The organism is Frigoribacterium sp. Leaf164, from assembly GCF_001423665.1.
Taxonomy (GTDB): domain Bacteria; phylum Actinomycetota; class Actinomycetes; order Actinomycetales; family Microbacteriaceae; genus Frigoribacterium; species Frigoribacterium endophyticum.
Genome location: NZ_LMOX01000001.1, coordinates 1422167 through 1437029 on the forward strand (window position 1 = coordinate 1422167; position 14863 = coordinate 1437029).

At 72.2% G+C, this 14863-nt stretch carries 17 protein-coding genes; 8 read left to right on the plus strand and 9 right to left on the minus strand.

Annotated elements, in window-relative coordinates:
- Positions 1-445 (minus strand): biotin transporter BioY (locus tag ASF82_RS06395; protein WP_156369981.1); only part of this gene is annotated, 445 nt, incomplete at its 3' end.
- Positions 446-592: 147 nt separating this feature from the next.
- On the opposite strand from ASF82_RS06395, the gene abc-f reads away from it, so the two are divergent.
- Entirely contained in the window at positions 593-2191 is a 1599-nt protein-coding gene (gene abc-f, locus ASF82_RS06400; RefSeq protein WP_056054864.1) for a ribosomal protection-like ABC-F family protein, read from the plus strand.
- Between the two features lie 30 nt (positions 2192-2221).
- Here the strand turns inward: abc-f and ASF82_RS06405 are convergent, their stop codons facing one another.
- The 3 genes from ASF82_RS06405 to ASF82_RS06415 are packed head-to-tail and all read right to left on the minus strand — an operon-like array spanning position 2222 to position 3713.
- The gene (locus ASF82_RS06405) at positions 2222-3088 is read right to left on the minus strand and encodes an SURF1 family protein (protein WP_056054867.1); all 867 of its coding nucleotides are present in this window, start codon (positions 3086-3088) and stop codon (positions 2222-2224) included.
- Positions 3085-3330 carry a hypothetical protein gene (locus tag ASF82_RS06410; RefSeq protein ID WP_056054870.1) on the minus strand — a complete coding sequence of 82 codons (246 nt, stop codon included), beginning with the start codon at positions 3328-3330 and terminating at the stop codon, positions 3085-3087. The genes ASF82_RS06405 and ASF82_RS06410 overlap by 4 nt, the downstream gene beginning before the upstream one ends.
- Positions 3330-3713 (minus strand): DUF3099 domain-containing protein, encoded by a 384-nt coding sequence (locus ASF82_RS06415; RefSeq protein WP_082514359.1) that lies wholly within the window; start codon positions 3711-3713, stop codon positions 3330-3332. Before ASF82_RS06415 ends, ASF82_RS06410 begins: the two co-directional genes overlap by 1 nt.
- Before the next feature lie 146 nt (positions 3714-3859).
- Between ASF82_RS06415 and fabG the strand changes: the two genes are divergently transcribed.
- Entirely contained in the window at positions 3860-4570 is a 711-nt protein-coding gene (gene fabG, locus ASF82_RS06420; RefSeq protein WP_056054876.1) for a 3-oxoacyl-ACP reductase FabG, read from the plus strand.
- 39 nt (positions 4571-4609) lie between these two features.
- Here fabG and serB read toward each other — a convergent pair whose 3' ends face one another.
- Both serB and ASF82_RS06430 read right to left on the minus strand, forming a co-directional pair.
- Positions 4610-5248 carry a phosphoserine phosphatase SerB gene (gene serB / locus ASF82_RS06425; RefSeq protein ID WP_056054879.1) on the minus strand — a complete coding sequence of 213 codons (639 nt, stop codon included), beginning with the start codon at positions 5246-5248 and terminating at the stop codon, positions 4610-4612.
- A gap of 88 nt (positions 5249-5336) precedes the next feature.
- Complete coding sequence (locus ASF82_RS06430; RefSeq protein ID WP_056054881.1) at positions 5337-6578, minus strand: glucose-1-phosphate adenylyltransferase; 1242 nt, start codon at positions 6576-6578, stop codon at positions 5337-5339.
- A 47-nt stretch (positions 6579-6625) separates the two neighbouring features.
- On the opposite strand from ASF82_RS06430, the gene glgA reads away from it, so the two are divergent.
- The 3 genes from glgA (at position 6626) to ASF82_RS06445 (ending at position 8974) form a co-directional block, all read left to right on the plus strand.
- On the plus strand, positions 6626-7810 hold the full coding sequence (gene glgA, locus ASF82_RS06435; protein WP_056055913.1) for a glycogen synthase: 1185 nt from the start codon (positions 6626-6628) through the stop codon (positions 7808-7810).
- A 10-nt stretch (positions 7811-7820) separates the two neighbouring features.
- The gene (locus ASF82_RS06440; RefSeq protein WP_056055915.1) at positions 7821-8606 is read left to right on the plus strand and encodes an ABC transporter ATP-binding protein; all 786 of its coding nucleotides are present in this window, start codon (positions 7821-7823) and stop codon (positions 8604-8606) included.
- Positions 8607-8725: 119 nt separating this feature from the next.
- Positions 8726-8974, plus strand: coding sequence for a type B 50S ribosomal protein L31 (locus ASF82_RS06445; protein WP_043594989.1), 249 nt, complete (start codon positions 8726-8728; stop codon positions 8972-8974).
- Between the two features lie 147 nt (positions 8975-9121).
- On the opposite strand, the gene ASF82_RS06450 is transcribed toward ASF82_RS06445, so the two are convergent.
- Both ASF82_RS06450 and treS read right to left on the minus strand, forming a co-directional pair.
- Positions 9122-9934 (minus strand): 3'-5' exonuclease, encoded by an 813-nt coding sequence (locus ASF82_RS06450; RefSeq protein WP_156369929.1) that lies wholly within the window; start codon positions 9932-9934, stop codon positions 9122-9124.
- A 9-nt stretch (positions 9935-9943) separates the two neighbouring features.
- The gene (gene treS, locus ASF82_RS06455; RefSeq protein WP_056054884.1) at positions 9944-11683 is read right to left on the minus strand and encodes a maltose alpha-D-glucosyltransferase; all 1740 of its coding nucleotides are present in this window, start codon (positions 11681-11683) and stop codon (positions 9944-9946) included.
- A gap of 81 nt (positions 11684-11764) precedes the next feature.
- On the opposite strand from treS, the gene ASF82_RS06460 reads away from it, so the two are divergent.
- The 3 genes from ASF82_RS06460 to ASF82_RS06470 are packed head-to-tail and all read left to right on the plus strand — an operon-like array spanning position 11765 to position 14168.
- Entirely contained in the window at positions 11765-12670 is a 906-nt protein-coding gene (locus tag ASF82_RS06460) for an alpha/beta fold hydrolase (RefSeq protein WP_235491175.1), read from the plus strand.
- The gene (locus tag ASF82_RS06465; RefSeq protein WP_056054887.1) at positions 12667-13734 is read left to right on the plus strand and encodes a glycosyltransferase family 1 protein; all 1068 of its coding nucleotides are present in this window, start codon (positions 12667-12669) and stop codon (positions 13732-13734) included. The genes ASF82_RS06460 and ASF82_RS06465 overlap by 4 nt, the downstream gene beginning before the upstream one ends.
- Positions 13735-13787: 53 nt before the next feature.
- Positions 13788-14168 (plus strand): hypothetical protein, encoded by a 381-nt coding sequence (locus tag ASF82_RS06470; protein WP_056054890.1) that lies wholly within the window; start codon positions 13788-13790, stop codon positions 14166-14168.
- 52 nt (positions 14169-14220) lie between these two features.
- On the opposite strand, the gene ASF82_RS06475 is transcribed toward ASF82_RS06470, so the two are convergent.
- Positions 14221-14862, minus strand: a complete 642-nt coding sequence (locus ASF82_RS06475) for a histidine phosphatase family protein (protein ID WP_056054893.1) — start codon at positions 14860-14862, stop codon at positions 14221-14223.
- Position 14863: the final 1 nt, after the last annotated feature.

The following is a 14863-nucleotide window of genomic DNA, read 5'->3' on the forward strand; positions in this document are numbered from 1 at the left end:
ACGGCAGGCCGACCACGAAGGGCACGAGGCTGGCGAGGAAGAACGCGACGACCGACAGCAGCCACTTCTTGTCCCAGTCGCGCTGGGAGAGCCAGCCCACGAGCGCCGCCGCCGGGATGAACCCGACGATGAAGCCGAAGCTGGGCTTGAGGACGCTGAGGGGGCCGCCGGTGAACTCGGCGAAGATCGGGAGGCCGACGACGCCCAGCACGAGGTAGGTCAGCATCGACAGGGCCCCACGACGCGCCCCGAGGGTCGCACCGACGAGCATCACCGCGAGCGTCTGGCCCGTGACGGGGACGGGCCAGAGGGGAACCTGCACCTGGGCGAGGGCACTGGTGAAGGCCGCTCCGCCGAGGACGAGGGCGACGTCGGTGGCCCAGCTCCTCGTGACCAGGCGGTCGGCGAGGACCGGCCGTGAGATCGGTGCAGCAGTGTTCGTCATGCAGTCTCCTAGAATGGGTAGGTTGATCGGCCGAGCGGCTGGTCGGCAGCGCAGTGCTGCGACCCCCTCCACGCGATGTCTCATCCTAGAGGCGGCCCCTGCTCGGGCTGCGTTGTGGACATCCTCCCAATCGATTGGAATACTGCTGTGCTCTCCGTGCACGACCTCGAGATCCGCGTCGGCGCTCGCCTGCTGATGGCCGACGTGAACTTCCGCGTCGACAAGGGCGACAAGATCGGTCTCGTCGGGCGCAACGGCGCCGGCAAGACCACCATGACCAAGACGCTGGCGGGGGAGACCCAGCCGACCGACGGCAAGATCGAGCGCGGCGGCGAGATCGGCTACCTGCCGCAGGACCCCCGGAGCGGCAACCCGGAGGACCTCGCCCGCACGCGCATCCTCGACGCCCGCGGCCTCGGCCAGCTCCTGCTCGGCATCCAGGAGGCGACCCTCCTCATGGGCGACCCCGACGCCGACGTCGCCGCCCGCGCCATGAAGCGGTACGGCGACCTCGACGACCAGTTCAACGCGCTCGGCGGCTACGCGGCCGAGGCCGAGGCGGCGTCGATCGCCAGCAACCTCAGCCTGCCCGACAGGATCCTCGACCAGCCGCTCTCGACCCTCTCCGGCGGCCAGCGCCGACGCATCGAGCTCGCGCGCATCCTCTTCTCGGCCGCCGACACGATGATCCTCGACGAGCCCACGAACCACCTCGACGCCGACAGCGTGGTCTGGCTGCGCGAGTACCTCAAGACGTACCAGGGCGGCGTCATCGTCATCAGCCACGACATCGAGCTGGTCGAGGAGGTCGTCAACCGCGTCTTCTACCTCGACGCCAACCGCCAGGCGATCGACATCTACAACATGGGCTGGCGGAACTACCAGCGCCAGCGCGCCGCCGACGAGGAGCGCCGCAAGAAGGAGCGCTCGAACGCCGAGAAGCAGGCGTCGGCGCTGCAGAAGCAGGCCGCGCGCTTCGGCGCGAAGGCGTCGAAGGCCGCGGCGGCCCACCAGATGGTCGCCCGGGCCGAGAAGCTCCTCTCGGGCCTCGAGGAGGTCCGTGCCGTCGACCGCGTCGCCAAGCTGCGCTTCCCGACGCCGGTGGCCTGCGGCAAGACGCCCCTGATGGCCTCGAACCTCTCGAAGAGCTACGGCTCGCTCGAGATCTTCACGGCCGTCGACCTCGCCATCGACCGTGGCTCGAAGGTCGTGATCCTCGGGCTGAACGGTGCCGGCAAGACCACGCTGCTGCGCATCCTCGCGGGCGTCGACGAGCCCGACACGGGGCAGCTCGAGCCGGGCCACGGCCTGCGCGTCGGCTACTACGCCCAGGAGCACGAGACGATCGACGTCGCGCGCAGCGTGCTCGAGAACATGGTCTCGTCGTCGCCGAACATCACCGAGATGGAGGCGCGGCGCGTGCTGGGCTCGTTCCTCTTCACGGGCGACGACTCGGCCAAGCCGGCCGGCGTCCTCTCCGGTGGCGAGAAGACCCGCCTCGCCCTGGCGATGATCGTCGTCTCCGGCGCCAACGTCCTGCTGCTCGACGAGCCCACGAACAACCTCGACCCCGCCAGCCGCCTGGAGATCCTCGACGCCCTCGCCAACTACGAGGGGGCCGTCGTCCTGGTCAGCCACGACGAGGGAGCGGTCGAGGCGCTGAACCCGGAGCGCGTGCTGATCATGCCCGAGGGCACCGAGGACCACTGGACCAAGGACTACAGCGACCTCATCAACCTCGCCTGACCGACGGGGCGGCACGCCGCCCGCGCCGGGTCAGTGGCCGGCGGCGTCGAGCAGCTCGTCCTCCGCGTCGTTGTCGGCGAGCGGCCGGGCAGCGCGCCGGCGGGCACGCTCGGCCTCCCGGACGCGGGCCTCGTCGCCGTCGGCGCCCTCCTCGTCGAGGGCCCGGTTGCGGCGCTCCTGACGGAAGACGTAGAAGAGGAAGGCGAAGGCGCCGACCGCGAACATGATCCACTGCACGAAGTAGGAGAGGTTCAGGCCCGTGTCGATCTCGGGCGCGCTCGCCTTCACGGGAGCCTCGGCCGGCGCCGGCGTCTCGCTCTGCAGCAGGCCGTACGAGGCGCTGTAGATCGTGCCGCTCACCCGGGCCTGCACCTCGCTGAGCTGCACGGTGGCGATCTGGTTCGTGCCGGGGACTCCGGTGCGCGACCCCAGGGCGGGCTCGCCCGGCTTGAGGCGGGCGGTCACCGTGACCTCGCCCTCCGGGGGAGCGGGGACCTCGTCGGGGGCGTCCTGGTCGTTGCCCGTGGGCACCCAGCCGCGGTCGACCACGAAGACGTCACCGCCGGTGACCCGGAACGGCACGAGCACCTCGAAGCCGGGCTGCCCGTTGAGGGGCCGGTTGCGCACGAGCAGGGTCTCGTCGGCGACGTACGTCCCGGTCATGCTCACCGGCTGCCACTCCAGCGCGGGGTCGTAGGAGTCGAGGGCGGGCACGGCCTCGTCGAGCGGCACAGGAGCCGCGTCGTACCGCTGCTCGAGCTGGTGGACGACGACCATCTTCTCCTCGTGGCGGCTCCACTGCCAGTGGGCGAGGAAGCCGCAGACGACGGCGAAGACGACGACCACGCCGAGGTAGCCCAGCCACTTGCGGGCGCCGGTGGTGCGCGCGTCGCTCACCGCGCCTCCTCGGGGACCCGGTCGACCGTGACGCCCGCGGCCGTCACGACGACGGGGAAGTCGCGCGCCCGGAGGAACTCGGCGAGGAAGTCGACGTGCTCGGCGCAGGCCGACCAGACCTTCACCCGGTCGAGCCCGTGGATCTTCGGGTTCCGCCAGTTGACCGCGGAGACGGCGGAGGCGGTGCACCCGGCGCGCGAGCACTGGACGTCACCGGGGCCGTCGAGACCGAGGCCGAGCATCAGCGGAGGACGCCGTCGGCACCCGCCACGGGTGCGTCGTCGTCGGGCTCGTCGTCGACGACGACCGGCCGGACGGGCTCCGGGGCGGGGGCCTCGGCCTCGGGCTGCCACGCCGGGTCGGGACCGCGGTAGAGCTCGACGCCGCCGGGGCGCTCGACCTCCTGCCCGGACTCGTGGCCCACGTTGGCCAGGACGACGGCGACGTAGGGGATGACCACGGCGCCGAGGACGGGGAGCAGCGTCCACCAGGAGAGCGGGATGACGAAGCACAGGGCGATGCACACGATGCGGATCCCGGTGGCCAGCAGGTAGCGGCGCATGCGGGAGTGGCGATCGTCGGTCGGCGACGGGGGGAGGGAGGTGATCGGCTGGGAAGTCTTCATGCACTCACGGGCTCAGAGCGCCACGGGCGGCGCGTGAGCCGATCTTAAGCCCGACAGCCGACAGTAGGCTGGTCGGCGGCCGCGAACGGCCACGACCTCCGGTCGCCCCCCACGCTGCGCCCGACGCACGACCCCGAGGAGACACCATGACCACGCCCCGCACCGTCCTCGTCACCGGCGGGAACCGCGGCATCGGCCGCGCCATCGCCGAGGAGCTCGTCGCCCAGGGCCACCGCGTCGCGGTGACCGCGCGCAGCGGCCAGGGCCCCGAGGGCACGATGACGGTCGTCGCCGACGTGACCGACTCCGCCTCGGTCGACGCCGCCTTCACCGCCGTCGAGGCCGAGCTCGGCCCGGTGGAGGTCGTCGTGGCCAACGCCGGCATCACGAAGGACGGACTCCTCATGCGGATGACCGAGGAGGACTTCACCTCGGTGGTCGACACCAACCTCGGCGGCGCGTTCCGCGTCGTCAAGCGCGCCTCGAAGGGCATGCTCAAGGCCCGCTTCGGCCGGATCGTGCTCGTCTCTAGCGTCGTGGGCCTCTACGGCGGCCCCGGCCAGGTCAACTACGCGTCGTCGAAGGCCGCGCTGGTGGGCTTCGCGCGGTCGCTGACCCGCGAGGTCGGTGCCCGGGGCATCACGGCGAACGTCGTGGCCCCCGGCTTCATCGAGACGGACATGACGGCGGTGCTGCCCGACGAGCAGCAGGCCGAGTACCGCAAGACCATCCCCGCGCAGCGCTTCGGCACCGCCGGGGAGGTCGCGAAGACCATCGCCTGGCTGTCGAGCGACGACGCCGCCTACATCTCCGGCGCCGTCATCCCGGTCGACGGCGGCCTGGGCATGGGGCACTGACCCCGACCCCCGGAGGACGGGGCGTCGCGGCGGGGCCGGTCAGCCGCGGAGCCCCATCAGGGGCAGGAGCTCCGCGAGGTCGCACCGGGCGACGACGAGGTCGGCCTGCTCGCGGACGCGGGGCTTGGCGTTGAAGGCCACGGAGAGCGCGGCGGCCCGCATCATCAGCAGGTCGTTCGCCCCGTCGCCGACCGCCACCGTGTGCTCGAGGTCGACCCGCGACTCCTCGGCCCACTCGCGGAGCGCGGCGGCCTTGCCCTCGGCGTCGACCACGGGGCCGCTGACGCGACCGGTCAGCACGCCGTCGACGACCTCGAGGCGGTTGGCCCGCCAGTGGTCGAGCCCGAGGCGCTCGGCGACCGGGTCGAGGACCTCGTGGAAGCCGCCCGAGACCACACCGATCACGCTGCCGTGGGCGTGCAGGCCCGCGATCAGCTCCTCGGCGCCCTCGGTGACGCGGACCTGGGCGACGGCGTCGGCGAAGACGCCCTCCGACAGGCCGGCGAGGGTGGCGACGCGAGCCGTGAGGCTCTCGGCGAAGTCGAGCTCGCCCGCCATCGCCCGCTCGGTGATCCGGGAGACCTCGGCGTGCGACCCCGCGGCGTCGGCCAGGAGCTCGATCACCTCGTTCTCGATGAGCGTGGAGTCGACGTCGAGGACGGTGAGGAAGCGCGGCACGCCCCCACCATAGTGAGGGCGGGCCGCCCGCCGCGGACGCTGAGGTCACACGGCGTAGCGGCCCGCCCTCCCGGAACGGCCCCGGCCCCTACTGGTCGACGCGGACGCCCTTGCCGACGACGGTGATGCCGGAGGGCGTCACGGTGAAGCCCCGGGCCCGGTCGGCCTCGGCGTCGACGCCGACGGAGGCGCCGGCTGAGATGACGACGTCCTTGTCGAGGATCGCGCGCTCGACGACCGCGCCCGGCCCGATGTGGGCTCGCTCGAAGACGATCGAGTCGACGACGCGTGAGCCCGAGTCGAGCGTGCACCAGGGCCCGAGGACGCTGCGCTCGACGTGCGCGCCCGACAGCAGCGACCCGAGGGAGACGACGGAGTCGATGGTCGTGCCGAGGTTGCCGTGCGCGTCACGGACGAACTTCGCGGGCGGCGAGTTGAGCTGCTGGCTGAAGATCGGCCAGTCGGTGTTGTACAGGTTGAAGATCGGCAGCGCCGAGATCAGGTCGCGGTGCGCGTCGTAGAACGAGTCGATCGTCCCGACGTCGCGCCAGTAGTAGCGGTCGCGCTCGGTGGCCCCGGGGACCTCGTTGCGGTTGAGGTCGTAGACGGCCGCGTCGCCCCGTGAGACGAAGTCGGGCACGATGTCGCCGCCCATGTCGTGGTTCGAGTCGGGCTTCTCGCCGTCGCGGAGCACGGCGTCGATGAGGACGTCGGCGTCGAAGACGTAGTTGCCCATGGACGCGAGGATCTCGCCGGGGGAGTCGGGCAGCCCCGTCGCGTCGGTCGGCTTCTCGAGGAACCGGCCGATGCGGGTCGGGTCGTCGCCGTCGACCTCGATGACGCCGAACTGGTCGGCGAGCGAGATCGGCTGGCGGATCGCGGCGACCGTGACGCCGGCGCCCGAGGCGACGTGCGCCTCGATCATCTGCGAGAAGTCCATCCGGTAGACGTGGTCGGCGCCGACCACGACGACGATGTCGGGCTTCTCGTCGCGGAGGAGGTTGAGGCTCTGCAGGATGGCGTCGGCGCTGCCGGCGAACCAGCGCTTGCCGAGCCGCTGCTGGGCGGGGACGGACGCGACGTACGCACCGAGCAGCCCCTCGATCGACCAGGTCTGCGAGACGTGGCGGTCGAGGCTGTGCGACTTGTACTGCGTCAGCACGACGATCTGGCGCAGCCCCGAGTTGATCAGGTTGCTGAGCGCGAAGTCGATGAGGCGGTAGTTGCCACCGAACGGGACGGCCGGCTTGGCGCGGTCCGCGGTCAGGGGCATCAGGCGCTTGCCTTCGCCACCAGCGAGCACGATGCCGAAGATCTTCTTTGATGCCATGGGGCCAGGATGGCACGATTCAGCGCCGCGCGACTACGGTGATCAGCGTGCGAGTCGATGTCATCACTAAGGAATACCCGCCCAACGTCTACGGAGGGGCGGGAGTCCACGTCTCGGAGCTCGTGAAGGCGCTCCGGTCGTCGATCGACGTGCAGGTGCGCGCGTTCGGCACCGTCGACGCCGAGCCGGGCACGACCGGCTACCCCGACCTGGCCGAGCTGGCCGACGCCAACGGAGCCCTGCGCACCCTCGGCACGGACGTCCGCATCGCGCAGGACGTCGGCGGGGCCGACGTCGTCCACAGCCACACCTGGTACGCGAACGCCGCCGGCCAGCTCGCGCAGATGCTCCACGACGTCCCCCACGTGCTGACGGCCCACAGCCTCGAGCCGCTCCGGCCCTGGAAGGCCGAGCAGCTCGGCGGCGGGTACCGCGTGTCGAGCTGGATCGAGCGCCAGGCGTACGAGACGGCCGACGCCGTCATCGCCGTCAGCGAGGGCATGCGCCGCGACATCCTCCGGTCGTACCCCGGCATCGACGAGCAGAAGGTCAGCGTCGTCTACAACGGCATCGACCTCGACGGCTGGCAGCGCGTCGACGACGCCGAGGTCGTCCGTGGGCTGGGCATCGACCCCGACCGCCCCGCGGTGGTCTTCGTGGGCCGGATCACCCGCCAGAAGGGCCTGCCCTACCTGCTGCGCGCCGCGAAGCTGCTGCCGCCGGAGGTGCAGCTCGTGCTCTGCGCGGGGGCGCCCGACACCCCGGAGATCATGGCGGAGGTCACGGCCCTCGTCCGCGAGCTCCAGGAGGAGCGCAGCGGCGTCGTCTGGATCGAGCGCGTCCTGCCCCGCCACGAGCTGAGCGCGGTGCTCTCGGCCGCCACGACCTTCGTCTGCCCCTCGGTCTACGAGCCCCTGGGCATCGTGAACCTCGAGGCCATGGCCTGCGGCGTGCCGGTCGTCGGCTCCGACACCGGCGGCATCCCGGAGGTCGTCGCGGACGGCCTCACCGGCCGCATCGTGCCGCTGGAGCAGGTGCAGGACGGCACCGGCACCCCCCTCGACCCCGAGCGCTTCGTCCGCGACCTCGCCGGGGTGCTGACGGAGGTCGTCGGCGACCCCGGACTCGCCCGGCTGATGGGCCGCGCGGGCCGGATGCGCGCCGAGGCCGAGTTCAGCTGGGGCCGGATCGCCGAGCGCACGCTCGGCGTGTACGAGGGGCTGCGTCGCTAGGCTGATGAGCATGTCGACCGTGTTGCAGCTCACCGATGTGTCCGTGGTCCGTGGAGGCTCTCCCGTCGTCGACGGCGTGAGCTGGACGGTGCAGTCCGACGAGCGCTGGGTCGTCCTGGGGCCGAACGGCGCCGGCAAGACGAGCCTCCTCCAGGTCGCCGCCGCGCAGAGCCACCCCTCGTCGGGAACCGCCGAGGTGCTCGGCTCCGACCTCGGGTCGGTCGACCTCTTCGACCTCCGCCCCCGCATCGGCTTCGCGTCGACCACGGTCGCGCGTCGCATCCCGGCGAAGGAGAAGGTCGTCGACGTCGTGCTGACCGCGGCCTACTCGGTCACCGGGCGCTGGAACGAGGAGTACGAGACCGTCGACGTCCGCCGCGCGCACCGCGTGCTGGAGGAGTGGAACCTCGACCACCTCGCCGACCGCACGTTCGGCGAGCTCAGCGACGGCGAGCAGAAGCGGGTCCAGATCGCCCGCTCGGTGATGACCGATCCTGAGCTGCTCCTGCTCGACGAGCCCGCGGCCAGCCTCGACCTCGGCGCCCGCGAGGAGCTCCTCGGCATGCTCTCGGGCTACGCGTCCTCCGACGACTCGCCCGCCATCGTCATGGTCACCCACCACGTCGAGGAGATCCCGCGCGGCTTCACGCACGCGCTCCTCCTCGACCGCGGCCACGTCGTCGCCGCCGGGCCCCTCGACGAGGTCGTCACGGCCGAGACCCTCGGCGCCGTCTTCGGCCTCGACCTGACGGTCACGTCGGCGGACGGCCGGTACGCGGCACGCGCTGCCGGCTGACCCCCGCCTCCTGCGATCCGGGCCGCCCGTCTGGTATCGTTGACAGCTGGTCCGGGGCGTTCGTCGCGCCGGGTCCCCCCGACTCACACCACCACTCATCCGCTAGACCTAGGACTCTCATGAAGACCGACATCCACCCCGAGTACAAGCAGATCGTCTTCCGCGACCTCGCATCGGGCGCCACGTTCCTCACGCGCTCCACGACGACGAGCGACAAGACCATCGAGCTCGACGGTGAGACCTACCCGGTCATCGACGTCGAGATCTCGTCCGAGTCGCACCCGTTCTACACGGGCAAGCAGCGCATCCTCGACTCGGCCGGTCGCGTCGAGAAGTTCAACTCGCGCTACAAGAACTTCGGCAAGTAAGCAGCAGCTGTCAGCCGCCAGAGGCGGTCCACTCCGGTGGGCCGCCTCTTCTGCGTCCGCCGACGGGGCGGGCCGTCGGCAGCCCCGGGGGAGTCGCGGGTCGACTGCCCGGGGGAGTCGCGGGTCGGCTGCCTGCGGGAGGCCGGCTCAGACGCCGGGCAGCGACCGGTGCGGCCACTCGCCCGACGCGGTGAAGGACGGGTCCTTCGTGCGGCGCATGTACTCCTGGAAGCTCGCGGCCTGGGTGCCGCACCAGCCGACCTGGAGGTCGTGGAGCTCGGTCGACGGGACGTCGAGACGGTCGGGGAACTTCTGGGCCATGGCCTGCGCGACCCGGCCCGCCGCGACGGCGTCCGCTCCCGCGTCGTGGGCGTCGTCGAGCACGACGCCGTAGACGCCCGCGGCGGCCTCGAGCGTGCGCTTGCCCTTGCGGTAGGTGTCGACGGCCTTGTCGATGACGAGGGGGTCGACGACGCAGCCGATCTCGCCGACGTCGCCGAGCGGCTCGAGGCCGTGGCGCCGGGCCTCTCGGTCGAGCAGGGTGAGGTCGTACGGGGCGTTGTAGACGACCAGGGGCACGCCGCGCGCGAAGACGGCCCGGAGCGCGGCGATGATCTCGGCCACGACCTCGACCGCCGGCCGCCCCTCGAGCCGGGCACGCTCGGTCGAGATGCCGTGCACCGCGCTCGCCTGCTCCGGGATCTCGATGCCGGGGTCGGCGAGCCACTCGCCGTGGGCGATGCTCGCCCCCGTGGCGTCGATCAGCCCCACGTGCGCCGTGACGATGCGCGCCGTCTCGACGTCGATCCCGGTCGTCTCGAGGTCGAAGACGCCGAGCGCCTTCCACCACGACGACGGGACGGGCCCCGGCTCGACGAGACCGGCCGCCGCGGTCGCGGTCGGCTCAGGGGCGGACGGCGCGCCCACGGAGACGGACGAGGCCTGTTCGGTGCTGCTCACGCCCCGAGCCTAGGAGGCGCCACCGACAGCCGGGCGCGTCACGACGGGCACGTCGCCGATGTGCAGCCAGAAGAACGCCTGGGTGCCGAGCGTCAGCGTCACTCGGCCCTCCTCGTCGAACGACGGGAACTGCGCTCCGCCGAACAGGTCGGTCAGCGTGCGCCCCGCGAACTCGGGTGCCGTGACCGTGACGGAGACGGGGTTGTGCGCGAACGAGAACACGCAGAGCACGTCCTCCGGCAGGTCGCCGACCTGCGAGCCGCTGCCCTCGTAGCTGCGCACGAAGGAGAGCACCGACTCGTGGTCGGACTCGACGACCTGCATGGTGCCGAGGCCGAAGGTCGGGTGGGCCTTCCGCACGTGGATGACGTTGCGCACCCAGTGCAGCAGCGAGCGCGACTGCGCCAGCTGCGACTCGACGTTCACGAGGTTGTAGTTGTAGACGAGCGACTGGACGACGGGCAGGAACAGCTTGCCCGGGTCGGCCGTGGAGAAGCCGGCGTTGCGGTCGGGCGTCCACTGCATCGGGGTGCGCGACGAGTCGCGGTCCGGCAGCCAGATGTTGTCGCCCATGCCGATCTCGTCGCCGTAGTAGAGGAACGGGCTGCCGGGCAGGGCGAAGAGCAGGGCGTGCACGAGCTCGAGCTCCGCACGGCTGTTGTCGAGCAGGGGCGCGAGTCGACGGCGGATGCCGATGTTGGAGCGCATCCGGGGGTCGTAGGCGTACCAGCCGTACATGGCCTGGCGGTACTCCTCGCTGACCATCTCGAGGGTCAGCTCGTCGTGGTTGCGGAGGAAGACGGCCCAGGCGGCGCCCGGCGGCACCTCGGTCGTCTCGGAGAGGATGCGGGTGAGCTCCTGGGCGTGCTGCGCGCGCAGCGAGTAGAAGATGCGCGGCATGACGGGGAAGTCGAAGGCCATGTGGCACTCGGGCTCCTCCTCCGTGCCGAAGAACGCGGCGGTCTCGGCGGGCCACTGGTTGGCCTCGGCGATGAGCACGCGCCCCGGGAACTCGTCGTCGACCATCCGGCGCAGCCGCTTGATGAAGTCGTGGGTCGCCGGCTCGCCCTCGCCGTTGCCCTCCTCCGTCTCGAAGAGGTAGGGGATGGCGTCGAGGCGCAGGCCGTCGACGCCCAGCGAGAGCCAGTGGCGGACGACGTCGAAGACGGCCTCCTGCACGGCGGGGTTCTCGAAGTTCAGGTCGGGCTGGTGCGAGAAGAAGCGGTGGAAGAAGAACTGGCGCCGCACCGGGTCGAACGTCCAGTTGGACTCCTCGGTGTCGACGAAGATGACGCGGATGTTCTTGTACTCCTCGTCGGTGTCGCGCCAGACGTAGAAGTCCCCGTACGGGCCGTCCGGGTCCTCGCGCGACTGCTGGAACCACTCGTGGGCGTCCGAGGTGTGGTTGAGCACCATGTCGATGACGATGCGCATGTTGCGCTCGTGGGCCTTCGTCACCAGGTCGCGGAACTCGTCGAGCGTGCCGAACTCGGGGAGGATCGCCTTGTAGTCCTGGATGTCGTAGCCGCCGTCACGCAGCGGCGACTGGAAGAACGGCGGCAGCCAGAGCGCGTCCACCCCCAGCCACTGCAGGTAGTCGAGGCGCGAGAGCAGCCCCTGGAGGTCGCCGGCGCCGTCGCCGTTGCTGTCGACGAACGACCGCACCATCACCTCGTAGAACACCGCACGGCGGTGCCACTGGGGGTCGAGGGTCAGTCCGGGCTGCTGGATCGGGGCAGTGAAGCTCACCCGGCCAACTCTAGGACGCACGGGGCCCCGGCGCGCACCCTCTCCCGCGCGTCGGCACCCGCGCCTCCGTAGACTCGGCGGGTGATCGTCCGAGAGCCCCGCGTCGTCTCGCCCTACCGGGCCCTGCTCGCCGCCGTCCCCGTCCGTGAGGACGTCGTCCGCGTGGCCGGCAGCGAGACGCACGTCTGGACGTACGACCCCCCGGGGGGCGAGGAGGCGCGGGTCACCGTCGTCGCCGTCCACGGCTTCCGCGGAGACCACCACGGCCTCGAGCCGGTCGTGGCGCACCTCACCGGCGTGCGGGTCGTCATGCCCGACCTGCCCGGCTTCGGCGAGTCGACGCCGCTCGACGGCGAGCACAGCGTGGCCGCCTACGCGGCGTGGCTCCGCGAGCTCGTGGCGGCGCTGGGGCTGGGGCCGGACGTCGTCGTGCTGGGGCACTCGTTCGGCTCGATCGTGGCGTCGGCCGCGGTGGCCGGCGGGCTCCGCGCCTCCCGCCTCGTCCTGGTCAACCCGATCGCCGCGCCCGCCCTCTCCGGGCCCCGTGGGGTCCTGACGCAGCTGGCCGTCGCGTACTACAAGGCCGGCGCGGCACTGCCCGAGGCGGCGGGCCAGTCGGTGCTGCGGAACGCCGGGGTCGTCCGCATCACGAGCCTGGCGATGGTCAAGACCCACGACCGGGAGCTGCGCCGCTGGATCCACGACCAGCACGACTCGTACTTCTCGCGCTTCGCCGACCGCCGCGTCGTGCTCGACGCCTTCCGCGCCTCCGTCTCGAGCGACGTGAGCACGTACGCCGCCGAGGTCGGCGTGCCGACCCTGCTCGTCGCCGCCGACCGCGACGACATCACGGCGCTGCCGGCGCAGCACGTGCTGCAGGGGCTCTTCCCCGACGCGCGGCTCGTCGTGGTCGAGGGCGTGGGGCACCTGATCCACTACGAGAAGCCCCGCGAGGCGGCCGCCGCGATCGAGGAGTTCCTCGCGTGAGGCTCGTCGTCGACTGCCGGTACGTGCGCGTGGGGCGCCACGACGGCATCAGCCGCTTCACCGCGGGCGTCGTCGGTGCCCTGGCGGAGCGGCACCCGCTGACCATGCTCGTCAGCGACCCGCGGCAGCTCGAGTCGCTGCCCGCCCAGCCGCACCTCCTGGTCAGCGACCCGACCAGCGTGCGGGAGCCCGCCGTGGCCCGGCAGGTCAACCGGCTGCGGCCCGACGTGGTCTGGTCGCCGATGCAGACGATGGGCTCGTGGGGCCGTCGCTACCGACTCGTGCTCACGCTGCACGACCTCATCTACTACACGAACCGGACGCCGCCGCCGGAGTTCGCGACGCCGATCCGGCTGCTCTGGCGGCTGTACCACCTCGCCTGGTGGCCGCAGCGGCTGCTGCTCGACCGGGCCGACGCGGTCGTGACCGTGAGCGAGACGACGAAGGCCGAGATCGCCCGCCACCGGCTGACGCGCCGCCCCGTCACGGTCGTGACGAACGCCGCCGACCCGGTCGACGCCGCCCCGGAGCGGAGCCGCCCCGCCGGCCGCGAGCTCGTCTACATGGGGTCGTTCATGCCCTACAAGGACGTCGCGACGCTGGTGCGCGCCCTGCCGCTGCTCGACGGCGCACGCCTCCACCTGATGAGCCGGGTCTCCGACCGCGAGCGAGCCGCGCTCGTCGCGCTCGCCCCGGCCGGCTCGCTCGTCTTCCACGACGGTGCCAGCGACAAGGAGTACCGGGAGGTGCTGCTCTCGGCCACGGCGGTCGTCACGGCGTCCCGCGCCGAGGGCTTCGGCATCCCCCTCGTCGAGGGCATGGCCCTCGGCACGCCCGCGGTGGTGAGCGACATCCCGATCTTCCGCGAGATCGGCGGCGACGCGGCGCTCTTCTTCGACGTGGGGTCGCCCGCCTCGGCGGCGGCGGCCGTGCGGCGCCTGGAGGGCGAGTGGGAGGCGCGGTCGGCGGCGTCGCGCCGCCAGGCCGACCGGTTCAGCTGGCGCCGGTCGGCCGACGTGCTCCTCGACCTGCTCGAGCGCGTGGCCGGGTCGTCGAGCCGCTGACCTCCGTCGCACGACGGATGTCGCCTCGCCGTGCGGGCTCGTAGCATCGCTGCATGACCGCGACGCCGACCGACCTCGGAGCCCGCACCGAGGAGCTCTTCCGCCTCCTCGCCGACGACGACGTGGCCGCGGTGCGGTCGCGCATGACGCCCGGCACGGCCCGCGCCCTGACCCCCGAGCGGCTCGACGGCGTGTGGAAGCAGGTCGTGGCCACGACCGGCCCCCTGCGCGCCCTGCGCGACACGACGGCCACGACGCGCGACGGCCGGAACGCCCTCGCCCGCCTCCTGGCGTCGCGCTCGACCGGCACGGTCGTGCAGACGACCCTCGTGCACGAGGCGGGGGAGTGGACGGGGCGGGCGGCGTTCGACGGGCAGGGCCGCGTCACCGGCCTGCTGATCGTCGAGCCGGGCAGCACCGACCTGCCGTTCTGACCGCGGCGCCGCGGGCCTCGTCGGTCGGGCGTCGTCGGCGGGGCCTCGTCGCTCAGGCCTCGTCGGCCGGCCCCTCGAGGGCGTTCTGGTACTCGAAGGCGTAGCGCCCCGCGCGCTCGGACTCCTCCTCGACCGGGTCGTCGAAGGTCCGCAGCTGGAGGCCGCCCTCGACGAGCACGAACGAGTGGATCGACCCGTTGCGGATCGGCACGCCCAGGTCCGCGGGCTCGTCGCTCGAGACGTGGTTGACGACCGCCCTGATGACGGCGCCGTGCGTCGCGACGACCACCGCGCCTCCCTCGCTCCGACCCGCGGCCTCGACGAGGGCGGGGAGCACGCGGGCGAGCAGCTCGCGACGGCTCTCCCGCCCGGGCACGCGGGTGCCGGCCGGGAACCTCTCCTCGACCTCGGAGCCGGTGAGGCCCTCGGCCTCGCCGTAGCGTCGCTCGGCGAGGTCCGCGACGTGCTCGGGGGCGGCCAGCCCGAGACGCGCGGCGATGATCGCCCCGGTCTCGGCGGCGCGGCTCAGCGGGCTCGCGACGACGGCGGAGACGGTGCGGCGTGCGAGCAGGTCGCCCGCCTCTGCGGCCTGACGGCGGCCGAGGTCGTTGAGGGGGATGTCGGTGGCGCCCTGGATGCGCCGGGCGCGGTTCCAGTCCGTCTCGCCGTGGCGGACGAGGTAGAGCAGCGTCATG

Excerpts from the sequence above, each read along its gene's own strand:
- ASF82_RS06410 (WP_056054870.1), bottom strand. The coding sequence starts at position 3,330 with ATGCTCGGCCTCGGTCTCGACGGCCCCGGTGACGTCCAGTGCTCGCGC.
- ASF82_RS06415 (WP_082514359.1), bottom strand. The coding sequence starts at position 3,713 with ATGAAGACTTCCCAGCCGATCACCTCCCTCCCCCCGTCGCCGACCGAC.
- fabG (WP_056054876.1), top strand. The coding sequence starts at position 3,860 with ATGACCACGCCCCGCACCGTCCTCGTCACCGGCGGGAACCGCGGCATC.
- ASF82_RS06430 (WP_056054881.1), bottom strand. The coding sequence starts at position 6,578 with ATGGCATCAAAGAAGATCTTCGGCATCGTGCTCGCTGGTGGCGAAGGC.
- ASF82_RS06440 (WP_056055915.1), top strand. The coding sequence starts at position 7,821 with ATGTCGACCGTGTTGCAGCTCACCGATGTGTCCGTGGTCCGTGGAGGC.
- ASF82_RS06445 (WP_043594989.1), top strand. The coding sequence starts at position 8,726 with ATGAAGACCGACATCCACCCCGAGTACAAGCAGATCGTCTTCCGCGAC.
- ASF82_RS06470 (WP_056054890.1), top strand. The coding sequence starts at position 13,788 with ATGACCGCGACGCCGACCGACCTCGGAGCCCGCACCGAGGAGCTCTTC.
- ASF82_RS06475 (WP_056054893.1), bottom strand. The coding sequence starts at position 14,862 with ATGACGCTGCTCTACCTCGTCCGCCACGGCGAGACGGACTGGAACCGC.